Source organism: Shouchella rhizosphaerae, assembly GCF_900142675.1.
GTDB lineage: Bacteria > Bacillota > Bacilli > Bacillales > Bacillaceae_D > Shouchella > Shouchella rhizosphaerae.
Genome location: NZ_FRBS01000005.1, coordinates 445152 through 464151 on the forward strand (window position 1 = coordinate 445152; position 19000 = coordinate 464151).

18 protein-coding genes and 1 pseudogene are annotated in these 19000 nt (G+C 44.0%); 5 read left to right on the top strand and 14 right to left on the bottom strand.

Annotated features, from left to right (window positions below; translation table 11 throughout):
* Positions 1 to 41: 41 nt before the first annotated feature.
* The 4 genes from BUC05_RS16295 to BUC05_RS16310 form a co-directional block, all read right to left on the bottom strand.
* Positions 42 to 851, bottom strand: coding sequence for a TrmB family transcriptional regulator (locus tag BUC05_RS16295; protein WP_011248364.1), 810 nt, complete (start codon positions 849 to 851; stop codon positions 42 to 44).
* A 564-nt stretch (positions 852 to 1415) separates the two neighbouring features.
* Positions 1416 to 2075: an ABC-2 transporter permease gene (locus BUC05_RS16300; RefSeq protein WP_035203364.1), complete on the bottom strand. Its 660-nt coding sequence runs from the start codon at positions 2073 to 2075 to the stop codon at positions 1416 to 1418.
* The gene (locus BUC05_RS16305) at positions 2072 to 2929 is read right to left on the bottom strand and encodes an ABC transporter ATP-binding protein (RefSeq protein WP_073305364.1); all 858 of its coding nucleotides are present in this window, start codon (positions 2927 to 2929) and stop codon (positions 2072 to 2074) included. Before BUC05_RS16305 ends, BUC05_RS16300 begins: the two co-directional genes overlap by 4 nt.
* 271 nt (positions 2930 to 3200) lie before the next feature.
* On the bottom strand, positions 3201 to 4091 hold the full coding sequence (locus BUC05_RS16310) for a helix-turn-helix transcriptional regulator (protein WP_035203700.1): 891 nt from the start codon (positions 4089 to 4091) through the stop codon (positions 3201 to 3203).
* Positions 4092 to 4256: 165 nt separating this feature from the next.
* On the opposite strand from BUC05_RS16310, the gene BUC05_RS16315 reads away from it, so the two are divergent.
* Complete coding sequence (locus tag BUC05_RS16315) at positions 4257 to 5246, top strand: dimethylarginine dimethylaminohydrolase family protein (protein ID WP_094978963.1); 990 nt, start codon at positions 4257 to 4259, stop codon at positions 5244 to 5246.
* Positions 5247 to 5342: 96 nt separating this feature from the next.
* On the opposite strand, the gene BUC05_RS16320 is transcribed toward BUC05_RS16315, so the two are convergent.
* The 4 genes from BUC05_RS16320 to BUC05_RS16335 all read right to left on the bottom strand — a co-directional run bounded on the left by BUC05_RS16320 (position 5343) and on the right by BUC05_RS16335 (position 10779).
* Positions 5343 to 6803 carry a sodium:solute symporter family protein gene (locus BUC05_RS16320; RefSeq protein ID WP_035203373.1) on the bottom strand — a complete coding sequence of 487 codons (1461 nt, stop codon included), beginning with the start codon at positions 6801 to 6803 and terminating at the stop codon, positions 5343 to 5345.
* Positions 6804 to 6819: 16 nt separating this feature from the next.
* The gene (locus BUC05_RS16325) at positions 6820 to 7566 is read right to left on the bottom strand and encodes an SDR family NAD(P)-dependent oxidoreductase (protein ID WP_035203376.1); all 747 of its coding nucleotides are present in this window, start codon (positions 7564 to 7566) and stop codon (positions 6820 to 6822) included.
* Complete coding sequence (locus tag BUC05_RS16330; RefSeq protein WP_035203379.1) at positions 7563 to 9317, bottom strand: methyl-accepting chemotaxis protein; 1755 nt, start codon at positions 9315 to 9317, stop codon at positions 7563 to 7565. The genes BUC05_RS16325 and BUC05_RS16330 overlap by 4 nt, the downstream gene beginning before the upstream one ends.
* A gap of 265 nt (positions 9318 to 9582) precedes the next feature.
* Positions 9583 to 10779 (bottom strand): erythromycin esterase family protein, encoded by a 1197-nt coding sequence (locus tag BUC05_RS16335; RefSeq protein WP_063609192.1) that lies wholly within the window; start codon positions 10777 to 10779, stop codon positions 9583 to 9585.
* A 163-nt stretch (positions 10780 to 10942) separates the two neighbouring features.
* Here BUC05_RS16335 and BUC05_RS16340 point away from each other — a divergent pair, with 163 nt between their 5' ends.
* Both BUC05_RS16340 and BUC05_RS16345 read left to right on the top strand, forming a co-directional pair.
* Positions 10943 to 11440, top strand: coding sequence for a L,D-transpeptidase family protein (locus BUC05_RS16340; RefSeq protein ID WP_035203383.1), 498 nt, complete (start codon positions 10943 to 10945; stop codon positions 11438 to 11440).
* Between the two features lie 85 nt (positions 11441 to 11525).
* Positions 11526 to 12482 (top strand): aminoglycoside phosphotransferase family protein, encoded by a 957-nt coding sequence (locus BUC05_RS16345; RefSeq protein WP_063609191.1) that lies wholly within the window; start codon positions 11526 to 11528, stop codon positions 12480 to 12482.
* Positions 12483 to 12687: 205 nt separating this feature from the next.
* Here the strand turns inward: BUC05_RS16345 and BUC05_RS16350 are convergent, their stop codons facing one another.
* The 5 genes from BUC05_RS16350 to BUC05_RS16370 all read right to left on the bottom strand — a co-directional run bounded on the left by BUC05_RS16350 (position 12688) and on the right by BUC05_RS16370 (position 17218).
* A complete protein-coding gene (locus BUC05_RS16350; RefSeq protein WP_011248375.1) occupies positions 12688 to 13017 on the bottom strand; it encodes a hypothetical protein in 330 nt (109 codons plus the stop codon).
* 14 nt (positions 13018 to 13031) lie between these two features.
* Entirely contained in the window at positions 13032 to 14753 is a 1722-nt protein-coding gene (locus BUC05_RS16355; RefSeq protein ID WP_073305366.1) for a DUF6792 domain-containing protein, read from the bottom strand.
* 15 nt (positions 14754 to 14768) lie between these two features.
* A complete protein-coding gene (locus BUC05_RS16360) occupies positions 14769 to 15503 on the bottom strand; it encodes a hypothetical protein (protein WP_073305368.1) in 735 nt (244 codons plus the stop codon).
* Between the two features lie 452 nt (positions 15504 to 15955).
* Complete coding sequence (locus BUC05_RS16365) at positions 15956 to 16327, bottom strand: MerR family transcriptional regulator (protein WP_073305370.1); 372 nt, start codon at positions 16325 to 16327, stop codon at positions 15956 to 15958.
* Positions 16328 to 16381: 54 nt separating this feature from the next.
* Positions 16382 to 17218 carry an SDR family NAD(P)-dependent oxidoreductase gene (locus BUC05_RS16370; RefSeq protein WP_073305372.1) on the bottom strand — a complete coding sequence of 279 codons (837 nt, stop codon included), beginning with the start codon at positions 17216 to 17218 and terminating at the stop codon, positions 16382 to 16384.
* A gap of 202 nt (positions 17219 to 17420) precedes the next feature.
* On the opposite strand from BUC05_RS16370, the gene BUC05_RS16375 reads away from it, so the two are divergent.
* On the top strand, positions 17421 to 17819 hold the full coding sequence (locus BUC05_RS16375; RefSeq protein ID WP_073305374.1) for a GyrI-like domain-containing protein: 399 nt from the start codon (positions 17421 to 17423) through the stop codon (positions 17817 to 17819).
* Positions 17820 to 18284: 465 nt separating this feature from the next.
* Positions 18285 to 18653 carry a hypothetical protein gene (locus tag BUC05_RS21775; protein WP_220557574.1) on the top strand — a complete coding sequence of 123 codons (369 nt, stop codon included), beginning with the start codon at positions 18285 to 18287 and terminating at the stop codon, positions 18651 to 18653.
* A gap of 126 nt (positions 18654 to 18779) precedes the next feature.
* Here the strand turns inward: BUC05_RS21775 and BUC05_RS21780 are convergent.
* Positions 18780 to 19000: pseudogene (locus tag BUC05_RS21780) on the bottom strand (transposase); the annotation flags it as partial.

The window sequence follows — 19000 nt, forward strand, 5'->3', positions numbered from 1 at the left end:
ATTCCTCCAAAATAAACAGCTTGCTTTGAGCATTACGCTTATCACAAGCTGCTTTTTCCGGTCATAACGTGAATCAAATCTTCACGTTTTCTCCATAAAGCATCGAGCTTCTCTGGTCCAAATGCGTTGGTCACTTCTTCTACCATAATGTCATGGCGAATGTATTCTGTAGCAATGAGCACTAAAGCAGGGTCCATTGATTTAACAGCCCATTCTGAACCCTTATCGCTAAATTTTGCAATCAACGCTTCTTCTTCATCACGAATGACAATGGTCAAATAGCCACCCATTCGTTCACTGACAATGTTGGGCGCCATATAGTTATGGTGGTACGTATGCCCAAATGACTTGCTTTCATCGCCAAACAACACGGTAAAAATTGGAATGTCCGTTTCTTTTTCCTTTAACACGTCCTCAATGCTTGCCACCGTTGGCGACCAAATTGACAACCATAACTCTTTTTTCGCCGCCCGAATCATGGAGCGCATCTCGCTAATGATATGGTCATACTGGACAATCCTTGTCACCACATCGATTTTTTGGTCGCTTTCTAAAGTGGTTAACGAATCCTCTAATGAGGTCAAAGAAGCATCAAGATCTTCCCTCATTTTCGTCAATAGCTGCCGCGGATCCACTGGCTTATAGACAATTGGGTCAGCGGGCACGGTATGCACAGCCCCTTTATCGAGCAACTTGCCAAGCACTTCATAAATCATCGACCGAGGCACGCCTGAGCGCTTGCTTAATTCATAACCTGTAATCGCTGGCGCCTTTAATAACCCAATATACGCTTTTGACTCATATTTGGAAAAACCGTGCTTTTGCAGCTCCTGAATGACTGCCTCTTCCATATCAGCACCTCTAAGTAGTTAGTGTGATAACTACTTTACAGAACATAGCCATACCTTGTCAAGCAGCCCAACAAAACAAACCAAAACGCTGTAAAATAAGGGTTTTGGCTGCTGTATAGATGGTGGTGATTCAGTCTAACCGGGCGTTCTTCTCTTCATGTGTGCACGCATGAAGAGTGCGACTACCAACGTTTGGCAGCTGAGAAGAGCGCGATTCATATCCACGCACTCACAAAGAGTGCGACGTTGAAGTTGCAACCCACCCGCTCGAACCAGTCTTATTTCAATCCACGCACTCACAAAGAGTGCGACTTTTGATCTTACTAGTGATGGAGAGAAAGAAAGATTTCAATCCACGCACTCACAAAGAGTGCGACAGCGAATTTCAACGAATTTATGGAATGAAACATCCAAAAAAGCGTGAATTTCGTTTTTCTCTCCTATTTTACCATGTGGTCCCACTCACATTAATTCATTTTTACACACATTATTACATATTAAAAGTGAATTTTGGTGCGAACCTCCCTGGGATTTCATGTGCGCTTGGGGTTCGCACCTACTCGCTTAGAATTCTTTCCTTTTATACACTTGCAGTGCAATTACGTAGGAGGCCATGAATAGCACAAACGTGACCGCTAAAAAACTTCCAGAGAACAGCTTATCTAGATTCATCCCTTGTAGTGCATCAAAGGAAACAGCGCCTAGAAAAATTTCAAATAGCCAAGAACTTAGTAAAAACAACCCGACTGCAGCCATGATGCTAAAAACAAGGATGCCATCCGATTTTTCAGTCCCTAGCAGGTACGTCAATGGATAGTTAAGCAAGCCTGAAATAAGAACGATGCCGACACCATTCATTATCTTATTCACCGCGGAATCGGTCATGACTTGGCCAATCAAGGAATCGGCAACCATAAATAGAGCAACCGTTATGACTATGCCAATGACAATCATCATTGAGTAAAAAAGATAGTGGCTTTGTACGACTTCCCTCCTTTTTAAAGGCAGCGTAAGCACAAATTTGCTCCAGCCTGACATCGACTCATGCTTTAAAACTTCTAGGGCTGGCGTAACCATAAAAAAGAGCGGCAACCATGCTGCAAACTGCATCAGCATCTCATTTTGAGTAAACAGCAAAATCGCGGTGATGACCACACTTAACGCGATATAATTCCAGAAGCTTTTTCCTACAGAGTAGTATTGATTTAAGACTAGGCCTTTCATGCTGTTTCACCTCTCATTAACAAAAGCGTCATATCATCAATAGTAAAGTCTTTTTTCGTGATCGAAGAAGGCACTTGTTCCCGATCAGACACAAGCACATCGACGGTGTCTTCATTTTTTTTATATGTGAGAATCAACTTTTGCTGAATAAGATCAAACTCATTTTGCCTGCATTGCAAAATCGCGTATTTCTCCCGCAATTCGGCTTTTTTAACGTTTAACAAAATTTTTCCGTTCTTAATGAAAACGAGAGAGTCGGCGATTTTTTCAATGTCGCTCGTAATATGGGACGACAACAAAATCCCCCGCTTTCCGTCTTGAACAAATCCTTTTAATACATCTAACAGTTCATCCCTTCCCGTCGGGTCAAGGCCTGCTGTCGCTTCATCCAATATTAACAATTTGGCATCGTGGGACAAGGCAACGGCAGCGGAGAGTTTCATCGACATTCCCCGTGAAAACCCTCTAATTTTCTTGTTTCTTGGCAAGGAAAAGAAATCAACATAGTGGTCAAACGTTTTTTGATTCCATTGCTTGTAAATCCGCTGAAAGACATTTCCTAGTTTCACAATGTTTAAGTCTCCAGGCAGTTTGATGTCATCAAACACAACGCCGATATTTTCTTTTAGATGTAGTTTGTCTGGCGCCATCTCTTCTCCAAAAATGTGAATGGTGCCACTGTCTTTCTGGAGTGTTCCTAAAATCGACCCCATCGTAGTCGACTTCCCTGCCCCGTTTTCTCCGATAAATCCAACAATCGAGCCGTACGGTATCGAAAAAGACACACCCTTTAAGGCAAAAGCCGAATCGGAATATTGTTTTCTCAAATGGTCTACTTCTAAAATAAACGACATATCCATTCTCCTTCTTGATTGTAAGATGATAGTCAATCCGCTGCGCAAATCGATTAGCTTGAGTTTGCGTTGGCCAACCGATAAGCACTTGTGCCAACGCCCGCCATTTTTTTACCCGTTGATACATTGAAATAACCGACATCTCAATGTATACTTTGTTCATATTGTATATATCATATATATACAAAAATAACGATTTTGTCAATGCCCATTTTTCCACACACGAAAAAGGGGCCTTTGCGGTGTGCAAAGGCTCCTTTTTTATTACTCCTTACTCTTGAAAAGACAAATTTAATGGTTCATCATACATCGTAAAATTCATCTCTATGTTTGTCGACGGCACCTTTTTGTCAACGACTTCAAAGGAGCAGCTATCGAGCCATGCTTGCCCTTTGCCTGACAACAAAAGGCCAAAGGAAATAACGGCACTGTTTTCAGGGACATCTAACACAATCGCATAGCGGTTCCAGTTGGTCGTTCCTACAATCTTGCGGTTTGACATGTTGTCGAATTGGAGCGCATCGTTCATATTGTTATCGACTCGCATCCATAAGCCACAATAATTGGTGACATTTTTGGTTTTGACGAAACCGGAAAAACGGACACGTTTGCCTACATAGTTCTTGGCATTGAATTGCTGCATCAGCGTTGCAAAATCGTCCTCTTCTTGAAGGGCGTACGATTTCAAATAAGCCGATACGCTGCCTTGGTGAACGGTTTCGGTGTCCAATCCATACTCGTATTCGGCAGGCTGACTGCCGCTTAAAAACCAGTGTTTTATCGGAGATGTTTGCAAATCCATCATGTTCCCTCCATTTGCCTGAATGAATTGATGTGGTTGAAATCGAGTGCGATAACGGGCAGGCGGCAAGCCATATAGCCGTTTAAACGCGCGTGTAAACGCTTCTTGGCTTTCGAAGCCACAGGAAAATGCCACTTCAATAACAGGTGTGTCTGTATGCAATAACGTTTTCGCTGCAAAACAAAGGCGGCGTCGCTTTATATATTCAGACAAGCTCAGCCCAACTTCCTGTAAAAAAACACGGTGGAAATGATACGGCGAATAGCCCGCCTTTTTTGCCACATCCGCAACCGAAATGGGGTCCTGTAAATGGCTCTCAATGTAGGCAATGCTCGTTTGGATGCTTTTGTTGTAATCGATCGTCCTCCCCCCTCTCGCCCTTTTATCATAGCAAACCGTCTTTTCTTTTTTTTGATCCAAATTGCGCAAGCTTGGGCCATCTCTCTTCCGTTTATTTTACGTATTACTGCATTCTCGTTTGTCGACACTAGGAAAAGAAGCTTAAACATTAAGGAGAGATGTTACTTGCCATTGCCTTCAAACCATTTGCCTGGACAACGATTGGTTGTCGATTCCTTTTACGACATAGACGCACAACAAGCGGTGTGGGGCGGCCTATGGGGAGCCTTCTCTCCAGTTGGCCCCATTCAAAAAGTGCTGATTCACCGTCCCGGTAATGAATTGCGACAACTAGACAACAAAAGCTATGAAACGTATATAGACGACCAAATTTTACAAGACAATCAAGGTGTCATCGGCAACGATTTAACTGGAACAGATCCGATTGATGTGGCGCTATTGCATCGCCAACATGATCAGTTGCGCCAAGCTTTGCTGGATAGCGGTGCAGAAGTTATAGACTTGGATTTTGTTTCACCAAATCACCCGAAGTCAATCTATGTTCATGATTTAGGCCTTGTTGTTCCTGGTGGCGTCATCTTGCCAAGGTTCGCTTTAGGCATCCGTCAAGGCGAAGAACAAGCGGCTTACCGCACTTTTGCCAAATTGGGCATGCCAGTCTTGGCCACGATTCAAGGCAACGGTTTTATCGAAGGCGGCAGCTTTACCATGCTAGATGAACGATCTGCTGTCGTTGGCCGCTCGGTCCGCGTGAACCAAGCAGGCATTGACCAGCTCCGTACCATTTTAGCATGGCAAGAAATGGAGTTGATCGTCGTCGACTTGCCTGCTGACCGCATCCACTTAGATGAGCTGTTTATGCTTGTCGACACAAAAACCGCTCTAGTCGAGCCAAAGCGGCTTCCTTATTGGTTTTTGAAAGAGCTACGATCACGGGGCTATCGCCTGATTTATACAGACCCCAATGATCCAGACCGTGCCGCCAACTGCCTCACCTTAGCACCTGGCCATGTCTTGATTGCTTCTGAATATCCAGGTACGATTAAACAACTACAACAGGCAGGCATTCGCACAAAGACGATTGACACGACGGAAATCCGCAAAATTGGCGGCGGCATCCATTGTGCAGCGCTGCCTTTAGTCAGAGGGCAATAGCAGAGTGGAGAGACAACCTAAATAGGAAAAAATAAGCTTGTTGCCAAAAAAGCAACAAGCCTTCTATTGATGACAGTGTGTAGGGCGCGATTACCGCTACTCATCTGCCGTCGGTATCTTTTCAAGTTCATGCATGTTCCGCACTTCAGGTGTTGCTGGGGAAACCAAACTTGTGATAACGATCGTCAAGCCTGAGATGACAACACCGAAAAAGACTGGCAAATGCCACAGTTCCACTAACAGACCGATAATACCTGTTGAGGCTACTTCAGGACCGGGAACGCCGGTAAACGTCGTCACCCCGTAAGAAAGGAGCCCAAGCGTCACACTGGCCCAAACCGCTTTTGTGCTAACACGCCCCCAAAATGGCGCAAGGACAATCGGCCAAAACAATGTCACAAACACGACATCCCAAGCTAAATAGGCGAGATCAATGACTTTTTGGAAACCTAATGCGAGTAGAAGCCCCAGCGCCGCACTCACACAAATGGCAATGCGAGAAAAGAGCAGCAACTTTTTCGGATCAGGCTGGTCGTTGATTAAATCAAGATAAATGTTCTTCGTCCAAATACCAGCCGATGCCACATAACAAGCAGCCAGCGTTGACATGCCCATCGCCGCCAACGATGTAAGAAAGATCGCTGAAATGATTGGCGGGAAATAGCCATCAGCGAACATAATCATGAGCATTTCTGGATTGTCGCTGTTTGGAAAGATCGTTTTAAAGGCTTCGCCTAACATGCCTGGTATCCAACTGATGCTAATGACAATCACTCCAGCAATAATCATGCTCAAGTAGGCAACACGTGGGCTCTTGGCGCCGGCAACACGTTGGCCAAGGTCCGCAGCGGGAATGTCTCCGAGGGCGAGCACCAAATAGAGCGCCCAAAATTCAACGCCGCCTTTTTCAAACAAATTGCTTACATTCCACCAGTCTGGCTGAAAGGTTAAATCGCCGTGCGTAAACAGGACCACGCCTGCAATTCCTAAAATGCCGATTAAGGCGACAACCCCTTGCACAATTTCCGTATAAGCAACGGCCCATAGACCGCCAATTGCTGAATAAACAACGGTTAACAACACAAACAGACAAGCGGCCGGAATAAAATCGATCGCAAAAATCGTTTGAATGACATATGTTCCGCCAACGGTCAGTGCGCCTGCATTAAAAAAGCCAAATGCAACGGCCATAACGGAGCCTGTATAAGCGCCAAGTTTTTTGCTGGCAAACCGCAAACCATAATAGTCTGCAATCGTCCAACCGCGCAAGCGCCTGAGCGGTCTCGTCCAAATAAGGGCGCCAAGAATCATACATGTCCCTAAACCAGCCATTGTCGCGGTTCCCTCGAAGCCGCCGCTTGTGTAGCCAGAGCCGACTGCGGCAAAAAAGAATGGGGCAGCGAGCAAAGCTGCGACTAAGCTGCCGGTTACGACATAAAGGGGCATACTCCAACCAGCGACGATTAAATCCTCTGCTGTTTTCACACGTTGGTAACCTTTATAGCCCATATAGTAAATAAAAACTAAGTAAATGAGAAAAATGATTATTCCTTCCATTGCGTGTCCTCTCCTATCATGGCATGACAGCCCCACCGTTTGGCCCAAGTATTTGCCCCGTGTAAAAATTGCCGTCATCAGAAGCTAAAAACAGCACACTTTTGGCAATTTCCTCTGGTTTCGCAAGCCGTTTTAATGGGTATTTTTGCGCTTCCTCTTCTGCATAATCGTCGCCAAACGAAGCAAGAATATCGGTCCATGTGCCGCCAGGGGCCACAGCATTGACTAACACATGAGGAGCCAATTCACGTGCTAATGATTTTGTGAACGCGTTGATGGCTCCCTTTGCCGCTGAATAATGGGAGAAATTTTCACAACCTAGATGCCCCAGATCAGAGGAAATGTTAATGATCTTTCCAGCTTTCGCTTCCGTCATCCGTTTTGCGGCTTCGCGGCAATTGTGAAAGGTCCCATACAGATGGACACGGATCATTCGGTCCCAGCCTTCATCCGTCATATCTATGATAGGCGCCTCTTCCGCAATTCCTGCATTGTTGACAAGGATGTCGATTTTGCCAAATTCCCGATCAACGAGGGCATACATATCCCTCACTTGCTGGGGATCACTGACGTCTGCGTGCCACTTCATCGCACGTACGCCATAGGAAGCGGCGATCGCGCACACTTCTTCTGCTTCCTCCGGATTGCCAATAAAATTAACGAGCACGTCCGCACCAGCTTTAGCCAGCTCCAACGCCACAGCCCGGCCAATGCCTTTGCTCGCTCCTGTAACAACGGCTGTTTTGCCTTTTAGGGCGTTCATTCCAACACGTCCTTTTGCTGCTCAAGCTTAAATTGATTCATCGATTCTTGCAGTTGTTCCGCCATTTGTGTCAGTGAATCAGAACTTGCGGCGATTTCCTTCATCGCAGCGAGCTGTTCCTTAGAAACGGTCGTAACATTGTCTGTTCGGTTGGTCGTTTCCTCTGCAAATCCGGTTAATTCTTGGACAGAGGCGGCAACCTCCTCTGAATTAGCCGATAATTGTTCAGATACAGAAGACACTTCCTCTACTTGGGCCGCGACTTGTTGGGCTGCTCCTAAAATCCGTTGGAATACCTCTCCTGCTTCATTAACGCTGGCAAGCCCTTCTTCCGCATCTTTTGTCCCCGTAGCCATCGATTCAACCGAACGCTCAGTGACCGTTTGGATTTCAGCGATAATATCAGTAATTTGTTTAGCAGAGGCTGCGGATTGTTCAGCCAATTTGCCGACTTCTCCTGCCACGACTGCAAAGCCACGGCCATTCTCTCCTGCTCTCGCTGCTTCAATCGACGCATTCAGTGCAAGCAAATTCGTTTGGTTGGCGATGTTCGTAATAAGCTCAACAATTTTTCCGATTTCACTAGACCGTTCGCCAAGTTCTTGCACTTCTTTTCCTGCTTGATTGACCGACGAACTGACAGACTGCATTTGTTTTACGACATTTTGGATAATGTCATTGCCTTGGCTCGCTTCTGCCGCTGTCTTTTGGGCAGACTCGGCAACGACTGCTGACGATTGAGCGATACGCTGAATCCCTTGGGCGTTTTCTTCCGTAGCTTTAGCCGTATCTTCTGCTGCTTGCTGGGAAACCCGTGCCCCTTCCGCCATGTCGCCCATTACTGCGACCACTTCATTTGCAGCTTGCTCTGTTTGGTTCGAGGCCGCTGCCACTTGTTGCGATGACGCTGCTACTTGTTCAGACGCATAAGCCATATTCTGGATCAAGCCACGCAAACTTTGCACCATTTGGTTTAACGCCGTAGCCATTTGCCCCACTTCGTCTTTGCTGCGTACCTCTAAAGATGGAACAGCCAAGTCTCCATCAGCCACTTTATTTGTCACTTGAACGACTTGTTTTAATGGTTTTAAGAGGCCATTCACGACAAAATAAACGAAACAGGCAACGATGAGCGTTCCCATAATTGCTGTCAACCATTGGCTAAGTTGTAGCTCGCCGAGAATGCTGTCAATGTACTCAGCTGAGTAGTCGATGCCAATGACAGCAACTGTTTCGCCATGTTCGTTTTCAATTGGGCTAAAGACAGTGCTCCACGTACCGAAGTCATCTTCAAAGACATCGGTGACGACAGGTTCCCCTGATTCAATCGCTTGATGCCCGCCTTCAATATGAATTGATGCCAAGTTATCAAACGATTCGCCAACGTTATAAACGTCCTCTAGATTTTTCGTAAAGCCGAGTGGGATAACGCTGTCCCCCTCCATTTGCCAAATGTAACTCCAGTACATAATGCCTTGCTTTTCCATAATCGTCTCTAGCTGGTTTTGCAAGTGGACAAATGCTTCATCCGTCTCATCGGTAACGCCCATAACCGCCTCTACGTCACTTGGATCAAGCGAAGATGCTGTTAACAGGCCAACACTTCTCAATTCACGCTCCAAGTCGCGGTGCAACTGATCGCTTAACGTACTTTGGCTCATCCATGTCAGAATCACAAAACAAATTATGACTAAAGCGACAATCGGAATCGCTAATTTGTGCCGTAAAGACAGTTGAGAAATCCTCTCCATTTCCTGTTCCCTCCTAAGTTGTTAAAATTGGCTAGCTACACGCCAATACATGGCTAGTTCTCTTTTCTTATCGGACGGGAAAAGGCAGAAATGAATCGAATGGCTTAAGAATTTAGTACTACGTCAAAATTGCTTCCATCGCTCGTTTTCACACGATAATGAAACAAGAACATGCACAAAAACGAGCAGCCACAGCAAAATAAAAACAAGCGTTCTATCAACGCTGGCGAAAGAAAAACAGCTCTTTAGCAGATGGAAGCAAGCTTTAGTCCTGATCCTCCCAATATCTTGGTGGATTTACACACTTAACAAAAAAAATCGCATTATAAAACTTGTATGGCTTGATAACGAGCGGGGCCATTCCTAGCCATTTCATTTCGAGCAGCCACCAGTTTTGTTTGGACCAAGGACGTTTTTTGCCGATTGCATCAATATTCACTGGCAAAAACAGCACGTCGCGATTAAATTCCATTAGCAGTTTTTCAAGATGGTATTGATTTTTGACGGAAATGTCGTATGGTTGCTTGTAAGGGGACAAACACGTACCGCTGCCCGCATAAAAGCCGATTGAAAGAAGAACATGAGAATATTGTTTCGCAAGCAAATGCCCTACCGTCTTTATTCCCAATCCTTTTAATAAAAGGGATCGGTTTTTGCGAATATGATAGTTGTGTGACCAAACAATGATTTTCTCGCCTTTATAGTAGTCAAGCAACCACATAAGGTTTTCATACATAAACACATCTCTCAAGCTTCCTGAACGAAAACGTCCTTTTAAGTTAACGAACAACCACTGCTTTCGGTTCACGATCCCCCGATAAATCAATTGCAGCCTTTTAGAGTACACTCCTGCTTGCATCTCATTCTCCATCAACGAGATCACCTCTTCGTACCCCTCGGCCAATTGTTTCAGCTGCTTCTTCGTGTCTTTCGCCAACTTGACCTCATTTCTTATTTGTGGTTCTAATTCAAAGAACGTCGCTTCGACGTCTTTTAGTTTATTGGCCACATGGCCGCCTATTTCTTTTTCCACATACGAAAGGATACGCTGCGAACAGTCGTTGCTAATCGGCTGTACATCCATTCCCGCAATCGTCAAATCCTTTAAGCCCTCATTCGTAAAAAGAGCGGCCATTTCCTCATTATGATAAATCCCCAATAATCCGTTTTTCATCGCGGATTCAAGGTTTGTATTTCCAAAAAATTCAGTTGTGCTCGCTTCGACAAGACCACTTTCAAGCACGAGCACACGAAAGCCATGCTTCTCATGTAAATATTGAACGAGCTTTATTTTATTTGTATAATATTCGCTCACCCAATGTGAATTTTCACCGAGTAATACGATCTGCTTCCCTTCTAAAAACCGATCTAACTGCTTCCATTCCCCTTCATCCAAAGGGATGAGTTGCTCATTGATTTGTTCTATCCAATCCGGGCGTCTATCTGCAAATTTGTTAACCATCACCTTTTCCTTTCGAACAGTGTACAGCCGTTCTAATGATTTCTGCCTTCCTTACGAACGAACAACGTGATCCTTTCCATAACCAAACAAGGGCATGCAAGAGGACAGGATCGAATGCGTACACTCATAGAGAAGCAACATAAAACCGACTGGAGGATAAGCAATGTTTTTTCATAGCGTCCAGCAAGGCGAAACGTTATCGTCCATTGCCGCTGACTATCGAATTTCTTTGTCCCATCTTATTCAAGCCAATCCAACGATCAACCCGAATCAACTATTCGTTGGCCAATCGATTGTCATCCCTGGCCTTCCGAATCCAAACACGATCCCGTATGAAATTCATGTCTCCCTTTCCCAGCATCAGTTGACTTTGCTCCACAATGGCTCTGTCGTAAAAATCTATCCCATTGCGGTCGGAAAAATGCTGACGCAAACACCAACCGGAAATTTTGTCATCGTCAACAAAGCGCCCAACCCAGGAGGTCCATTTGGAACAATGTGGATGTCGCTTTCCAAACTGCATTATGGCATCCATGGCACAAATGATCCTTCCTCAATCGGCAAGTCTGTCTCCCATGGCTGCATTCGCATGCACAATGAAGATGTCGAAGAACTCGCCGCCACTGTCCCGATCGGAACGAGAGTGCGAATTGAACCGTAGGCATTCAGCACCGCTGGCCTTGCTACAACGAGCCACTTCCTTTTATGATGAACAAAGAAAGTCAAATCGTGACAAGGAGTACCCAATGGACAGCTTAAAACAACTATTGCAGGAACAGTACCAATTACAGGCACAAACGATTTCTCCGCAAAAGGGCGGCTGGGCAGCACTTGCGTATCGAGTCGAAACAAAGAAACATACCTATTTCTTAAAAATGTACGAAAAGAGCAGAACATCCACGCCAAAATGGACAGCACTCATTGATGAATACGTGCCCGCCCTCATTTGGCTCAACGAGCAAAACGATTTAAACGGCAAAGTGCCAGTGCCGATCCTTACCAAAAATGGCCAATGCAAATGCGAAAACGACAAAGGCATTTTTCTACTTTACGAGCACATCGAAGGCGAAACAATCGGTCCACAACAACTAACAAACGGCCAAGTGGAGCAATTGGCTACAATCATCGCCGCACTCCATGCCATCGGAGAGGAAACAGCGCCTATTGCGACTGCACAGCTAAAGGAAGACTTCTCATTGCCTTTTGCCGTCTCCTTATACAAACTGCTGACAGAGCAGCTTGCGACGTTGCCTGATGACATTCAAACAACCATTGCGCCTTTTTCACAACCGCTTCTGTCATTGATTGAGTCGACCGAAAAACGGGCTAACACACTTAAACAGCGGCCGCTCCGCTATGCATTATGCCACACCGACTTGCATCATTGGAACTTGATGACGTCACAAGGAGAACTGGTTTTGATTGACTGGGAAGGGCTGAAGCTCGCGCCAGTAGAAGCGGACATGATGTTTGTCGTCGATGAATGTTACAACAATGCGTTTATGGATCACTATCGCAAGCGCCATCTCGACTATGTCATTGACCAAGAATGCTTGGCCTTTTATCAAGGCAGACGGAAGCTCGAAGATATTTGGGAATTTCTTGAACAACTGCTGTTTGACGAACAAAAGCCAACAGAGCGGGCTGCTATATTGGAGGGGTTAGAAAAAGAATTGGAAGCTGTGGCCAAGGCCTGCCTGTGATAGACTGCACCTTGTTAGGGTAGGCTTTTTGTCTTTGGAGCAGTGGACTCGGACAAACGAATGAGCCTATAGGAATAGACGTACCGAGGAAATGGCAAAACGCTTCTCCTTTATGCGTCTTCAAAGACGAAAGCGGCTAACTTTATAGAAGAATGGCACTTAAACTAGATGTCCCAACAAGCCAACAGCTATTTAAAGCCAATCGCTAATCCTTAGGAACTTCTGCATACGTCATCGTAAACGGCTGCGTTTTCGCATGATCGATTACGTCTTCAAACTTCCAATGAAAGCGAATCAATTCATCAACCGCCGTTTGCAGCCGTTCCTGTCCTTTTACCGCCTCAGACTCCAACGCTTCAATCGACGCCAAGATGATTTCCCCTTTGCTCGAGTCAAGAATGCCTTTCACTTCCTGCTTCAATTCACCAAGCATGTCCATTTTCGTTTGCAACAATTCCACCACGAGGTTTCGTTTCTCGTCGTGTGTTCGTGCCTGTTCAAGCGTATATGTTCCGCTAAAACCAAATGTATTCATCAATCCCACTTCCCTTATCCTGATAAATAAGCAAACATGCCGGCCACATTGTGTTCGACATCAAACATCTCTTCTACTGCTTGGCGCATCGCCTCCGCTTTCTCTCCGATTGACTCCCGGTTTTGCTTGACCAACCAAGCAACGCCTTCAAGTGGCGCGCCTTCAAGCGGCAAAAACGATTCACGAAAACGCAAATTGGTGATGAGCCCGCCATAAGAACTAGGCAACAAATGCTGGTAAGCCCGGTAGTTGCTCTCCATAACGCTCATTTTGGCAGCCAGTTGTTTCTTCTTATGATTGTAAAAGTCCATGTACTCATGCTCAACCACTGCCAAATAGCGCTCCAGCAGTGTATCTTGTTGATCAAGAACCTTTTTTACGGCTTCATACGCGTCTAACGTTTTGCTCAAATTCAGCTTAATTTCGTCCCCACCAGCAAAACCTTCCAAATACAAATCGCCATTTTGATAAGACTTGCCTTCAGCGATTTCATTCATGAGCGCTTCAAGGCTATGATGTTCTTCCGCCGCTTTCGCGATTCCGTCAAACAGTTTATTGATCGTTGCGATCCGATCCTCCATCGACAACTTATACAATAATCCAGCAAACAGGCCATCTTCTATCATCCTGCCAATCGACAGTCCTTCTCCTTCATGAATCCGCTCATAGATCGCCCCTACTTCCGTCAGCACCATTTGCAAATGCCATTTCAGCTGCCGGGCATCTTCCTCAGACAAATACCCCGCTTCCCCCAACTCATCGACGAGTACAGCAACTGTCGTTTTCATCGCCCCAATATCAAGCGGCTCAGCGTTTGGGTGGTCTTTGTAATAAGCCAATGCATCACCAAACGCCTCTTCCATAACACCGGCAACCCCTTCCTCCCCATAAACATTGCCATACGGGGCTAGAAAATGAAGCAACGCCTGCAACTCTTCTTGAGGAATCGCTTCCACAGCTTCGACGAATCCTTTGTTCTCATGGTCCGTACGGTACGTTGCCACATTGCCCACAACAAACATCCCTGGAAAGGAATCCAGCGCATACAAAAAATCACTCTTGGAGCGAGTTTGATGGATATCAACCCCTTTGTCTTTGTAATACTCCTGGGCAAACGCTTCGAGTTCTGCGGCGGGGATGGAGTGGACAGATTCCGCATTTAATCGTGAGAGGTTAAATTCCCTTTCTACCGCTCTTCTAAAGTCTCTGTCATAACGTATTTGTTGGACAGCATTAGCCTGTGCGCCATTAAACGTGTGCACTTCTGAGAAGTACGATTTATTAAGTTGAATTGCAGATACGGTATTGTGGCCTTTGGAATGGGCAAGAGCATAAATGGGGACCTCTTCATCAATGTTATTTTTTTCGCCTACTTCCTCAAGAAAAGCTTCCGTGTTTTCTGCATATTGAGCGCCTCCGGTGCCGACACCAACACCAAACAAATTGTCGATCCAATCTTCAGGAGAAACACTGCCTCGGGAGATAAACACCACTTCATTCACTTCATCAGGATCTTCTTTATCTGCCAAGACAATCGCTGTCCCTTTCGCATCTGCGGTAAAAGAATAATTCTCCATTCGTTCAATGTGAATCTTCGCCTCAAGCGGCTCCCCCATTTCCTCCAGGTAAATCCGTCCAACTGCTTCAATGATCGCCTCATCGGTCATCTTCGGGAATTTATACTCAAGATTGGTAATTCTCATTTGCACCATTTCATTATCGAAAACACTGCTCATCCCAAATCTCCTTTCCTATTGATCTAACAAACGAATGGAATGCATTAGCTTCTCCGCCATCGCGATATCCTCTTCAAAACTAAGAGTGCATTCTTCTTCTCCCTGGCACATCGCCGTATACGAGTATGAAATCGCCTGGTTCCTATCCTTGGCAAAAAGGTAACTAAAATATTGCACGTACGGGCCGTACTCATCCTTATCTTCAAAGCTCCCGTAATACATTTCTAAACCATTTGCTTCCACATACTTATATTCTCCTTCGAAATTATTTGCACGTTTAAATACATTTAAATAACTTTGTTTTAATTCTTCAGGGTAATGGCTTTGGTACATAACTTGAACATCGTATAGTTTTTTTTCACGATAATTATTAAACGTATAAATGACCGTTTCAGCATCATCGTTTTCAATATCATGAAGCAGATCGGAAATAATCCCATTTTCCGGAATCAGCATCTCAAAACCATCAAGTTTCCCTCTCATTTGGTGAAAACCTGGTTCCACATCGGTGGACACTAAAAACTCTTTTGTAAATTCATCTTCAACCGCTAGAAAATCTTCGTTATTCTCCACTCCTTCGTCCTCCCCTTCCTGTTCAGTGTCATCGTCTTCTGGCGTTTGTTCAGTACCGGGATCTTCCTGTGTCTCTTCTCCGTTCACTTCTTCTGGCTCTTGTTGGTCATTGGCTGTATTGCACCCTCCAATTAGAAACACTGCGCACAGTGTACTTATGGTAAGCCACTTTTTCACTGTCGTTTCCCCTTTCTGTCGAATCAGGGTTTTGCTTATGTATAAACACAAATTATTTGTCTATTTTTATATTTCTTATTGTTAGGATATAAGTGTGCCCTGTTTCCTGCAAGAGGCTCTATGTCGGTTTTTGTTATGCTACTAAAGACCTACGGACGACAAGTGACTCTACTTAACTATTCCTTACCGAGGCTTCTCTGCTTCAAAACCCCTTCCCTATGAGTCAATTAAACAAATAGCATACATTAGCTTTCTGCTATTCCTGCTTCCCCTTCAAGGCTGAGGGGTCATTCTTCTCCCTCTGGACATATTGCTATATAAAACAAATATAAGAAAGCCTGCTTTGATCAACATTTTTCAAATGTAGGCTCTCTTCTCTTTGTTAAATCAGTCTTTATAAGGCCATTTTGATCAACTTTATTTTAAACAACTGCGAACAATCGTTGTTGTCTCTATTTAGACCGAAATAAAGTTGAATCGCTTTCCAGCTTATTATCAATAAACGCCACAATACGTTGCAAATCCTGTATTTGAGTCATAATCTTTTCTTTATAATCTAAAAGAGTTCTTTTTAATTCGGGAATAGCATTGATGTTTTCCTTAATAGGCAATTTTATAATTTTTTTCATCTCATTTAATGACATTCCTGTTTTTTTTAGACAAATAATCAATTCCATTAACTCTTTATCTTCATCATCGTAAATTCGATGTCCATTTTGTTTTCTTTTTGCATAGGGAAGCAAGCCAATCTTTTCATAATAGCGGATTGCATCTTCCGTTAATCCAGTTTTCTCGGAAATTTGCTTAATAGAATACGTGCCCAAATCATCACCCTCTGTCTGATTTTCATTTCATTAAAATTCCACACACTATGCAGCTTATAAAACGAGAAACTCATTTTTGTAAATATCATACAGTCGATTAAGTACTTCTTCCTCATGCCCCGAGAGTTTGATAGCAGTTTCTTTGCCCTTGTTTATAAAAATCCCGGTAATCTCGTTGTTGAAAGCAGCATTGTATAAGCGGGAAGCCCCTTTACTTGGGGGAGTAAACATAAGACTCCTTATGAGAAGGATATAGCTTGGCATTCCCTTTCCTTTAGTTAACCTCGTCTTATTTGGTCCTGGACAGACACTGCGAATTTTTATTCCCTCACTCGATAGCTCTGGTGCAATTCCATTCGTCCACAAGGATAGGGCCAATTTACTGTTTGCATAAGGACCTATCAACTTTTTAAAAGGAGTTTTAGGATTGATTATTGTATTTAAGTCAAATTGCTTTAAAAATAACAAAGAATTGGAAGATGTGTTGATTATCGTTTTATCCTGCCCTTTTAGTAACAGTTCTCTAAGTTCCATTGTAATGATGAAAGGCACTAATGTATTAACCTCGAAATGGAGTTCACGCCCCTGCTTGGAATGTTTGTATTCAGCAAAAGAGACTCCAGCATTGTTGAAAAGCAAATCAATTTTAGCCTCGCTTTTTTTAATCTGGTCAAGTGCATTTCTAAGGCTTGAGAAATCAGCTAAATCCGCTTTATATACTCTTAAATGGTTCTTTTTAAGAGCATCAATGATGATTGGTTGTTCATTTGGAAAATCAGAGCGGATTAAAGCAGCCACTTCCCAGCCTTGTAATAGCAGATTTTTCGTCAGTTCCAATCCAATCCCAGAGTTAGCTCCAGTGATCAATACTACTTTGTTATGTTCCTTCATTTAACCCTTCCTTTCTGTGTTTCAAAATAGTAAATACAGAATACTACTTGGAGTGAACACCAAGTCAAGAAAAATCATGGAAGAGGATACTAGTAATAGCTGCTCTATTAAGTCGCTCAATACAATTTAAATGAATTACGATGTTACGTGTTTGATAGAATGAAAATGTTAAACAAACTTTTCGTGAGAAGGGAGAAACCTAATGGAGCTAACAATCATTAATAGTGTGCGGACCAATAATTTTAATGACGATCGGTTGATGGAAAAGATTGCAGGATTGTGGAAGGAAGCTTCAAGTCATTTAAACCAGAATCAGATAATTTATGGTGTGTATCATAATTATGAGAGTGACTATAAGGGGGATTATACATTAAGCATTGCGATAGAAGATAGCCAAGGCAATCCTTTATTGAAAATACTAAAGAACGGAAACTATGAAATTGTCCATGTCGACACAACCGATGAACAAGGTGTGGTTCACACGTGGAAAAAGATTTGGGAAAGCGAGGATTCACGTACATTAAAGAGGGCATACACATACGATTTTGAAAAGTATTATCCAAATGGAGACATTGAGATTTACTTAGCCATTGAACATTAAGGGGGATTTGTTACGCAACAAGCAGCAGATTTCAGGATGATACAAATCGTTGTGCGGTTTCCATTTTACCATCACTATATTTAGGAAAGGCTTTTGGGAGGAAGCCTTAACAGCGACACGGCTACGACCAGATATGCGACCATGGTAACGAGAAAAACCGCCATTACATCGTCCCCTCTCTTAATGCTTATCTTAAGCATAAGCGCTGCACATAAAGGAAAGGTGAAGGAAACGTAAAGTGTTTGTGAATATGTCGGATCCCAACAATAGTAAGGTTTAATTCCCTTTTTATGTAACCGATATAAAGAATGTACATCTCAAAAAAAGCGCCCCAGCCACTGTCAGCTTATCTACATTCAATAAAAGCGAGGGAAGACGATGCACATTACAAATGCCACACATTCCGTTCTAACTAGAGCTTCTGCAGCAAATAAAAACGAGGTTTCTTATAAAGCAATAAGATCAATGCCAGAAACGCAAGCCACTTCAGTACCTCAACAAAAGAGTGGTCCCGATTTAAAAGAGCTTACTGGAAAATATAATATCCGCAACGCCACATTTGCCGAGTTAAACGAATTAGCATCTGCGTTGTATCAAGCAGGAGAGATTAGCCACCAAGATCTCGCCACCCTTACATTTAATTACGATAAAGCCCTGTCCGACCTTAGAGAACGCCAAGGCATTTCACAACCATTCCCTTATCAAGAAAACGAACGCCGCGATTGGATCGAAGTGTTTCGGGATCGGGCTGAATCAAGCAGGCAAACAGGCAACCTCCTTGGCTACCACAACCGCATGAACGTGGTGAACATTCTAGAGGGGTTGGATGCGTAACAAGATTAATAGAAGAGGTTGTCCCAAAAGCCTTTAAAATGAAGAAGGGGAGTCGAGATCTGACTTGATCTCGACTCCCCTTTATTTGGATAGATCGGTATTTCGGTGAATGATGGCGGGCAAGACCCGCCATTTTCTTCAGATTGAGGGCCAACCCCAGCCAACCAAGCTCCACCGTCACCTTTTCCAACCCGCGAAGGTGGAATCGTCGAAACCCGAGATTTTGTTTGGCATGCCCAAATACACTCTCGACGTCCGTTTTTCTTTGCGCGTAGAGTGTGGCTCCTCTTTCACTATGTAGTTTGGCCGCTTCTTTGGCTTTGAGCTCCTCGTAGATGGGGTTGTAA

Bases quoted from the DNA above. Each gene is read 5' to 3' on its own strand.
- BUC05_RS16345 (WP_063609191.1), top strand. From the start codon at position 11,526: ATGGACAGCTTAAAACAACTATTGCAGGAACAGTACCAATTACAGGCA.
- BUC05_RS16335 (WP_063609192.1), bottom strand. From the start codon at position 10,779: ATGGTTAACAAATTTGCAGATAGACGCCCGGATTGGATAGAACAAATC.
- BUC05_RS16325 (WP_035203376.1), bottom strand. From the start codon at position 7,566: ATGAACGCCCTAAAAGGCAAAACAGCCGTTGTTACAGGAGCGAGCAAA.
- BUC05_RS16355 (WP_073305366.1), bottom strand. From the start codon at position 14,753: ATGAGCAGTGTTTTCGATAATGAAATGGTGCAAATGAGAATTACCAAT.
- BUC05_RS16300 (WP_035203364.1), bottom strand. From the start codon at position 2,075: ATGAAAGGCCTAGTCTTAAATCAATACTACTCTGTAGGAAAAAGCTTC.
- BUC05_RS16340 (WP_035203383.1), top strand. From the start codon at position 10,943: ATGTTTTTTCATAGCGTCCAGCAAGGCGAAACGTTATCGTCCATTGCC.
- BUC05_RS16305 (WP_073305364.1), bottom strand. From the start codon at position 2,929: ATGTCGTTTATTTTAGAAGTAGACCATTTGAGAAAACAATATTCCGAT.
- BUC05_RS16350 (WP_011248375.1), bottom strand. From the start codon at position 13,017: ATGAATACATTTGGTTTTAGCGGAACATATACGCTTGAACAGGCACGA.
- BUC05_RS16320 (WP_035203373.1), bottom strand. From the start codon at position 6,803: ATGGAAGGAATAATCATTTTTCTCATTTACTTAGTTTTTATTTACTAT.
- BUC05_RS16375 (WP_073305374.1), top strand. From the start codon at position 17,421: ATGGAGCTAACAATCATTAATAGTGTGCGGACCAATAATTTTAATGAC.
- BUC05_RS16330 (WP_035203379.1), bottom strand. From the start codon at position 9,317: ATGGAGAGGATTTCTCAACTGTCTTTACGGCACAAATTAGCGATTCCG.
- BUC05_RS16370 (WP_073305372.1), bottom strand. From the start codon at position 17,218: ATGAAGGAACATAACAAAGTAGTATTGATCACTGGAGCTAACTCTGGG.
- BUC05_RS16295 (WP_011248364.1), bottom strand. From the start codon at position 851: ATGGAAGAGGCAGTCATTCAGGAGCTGCAAAAGCACGGTTTTTCCAAA.
- BUC05_RS21775 (WP_220557574.1), top strand. From the start codon at position 18,285: ATGCCAGAAACGCAAGCCACTTCAGTACCTCAACAAAAGAGTGGTCCC.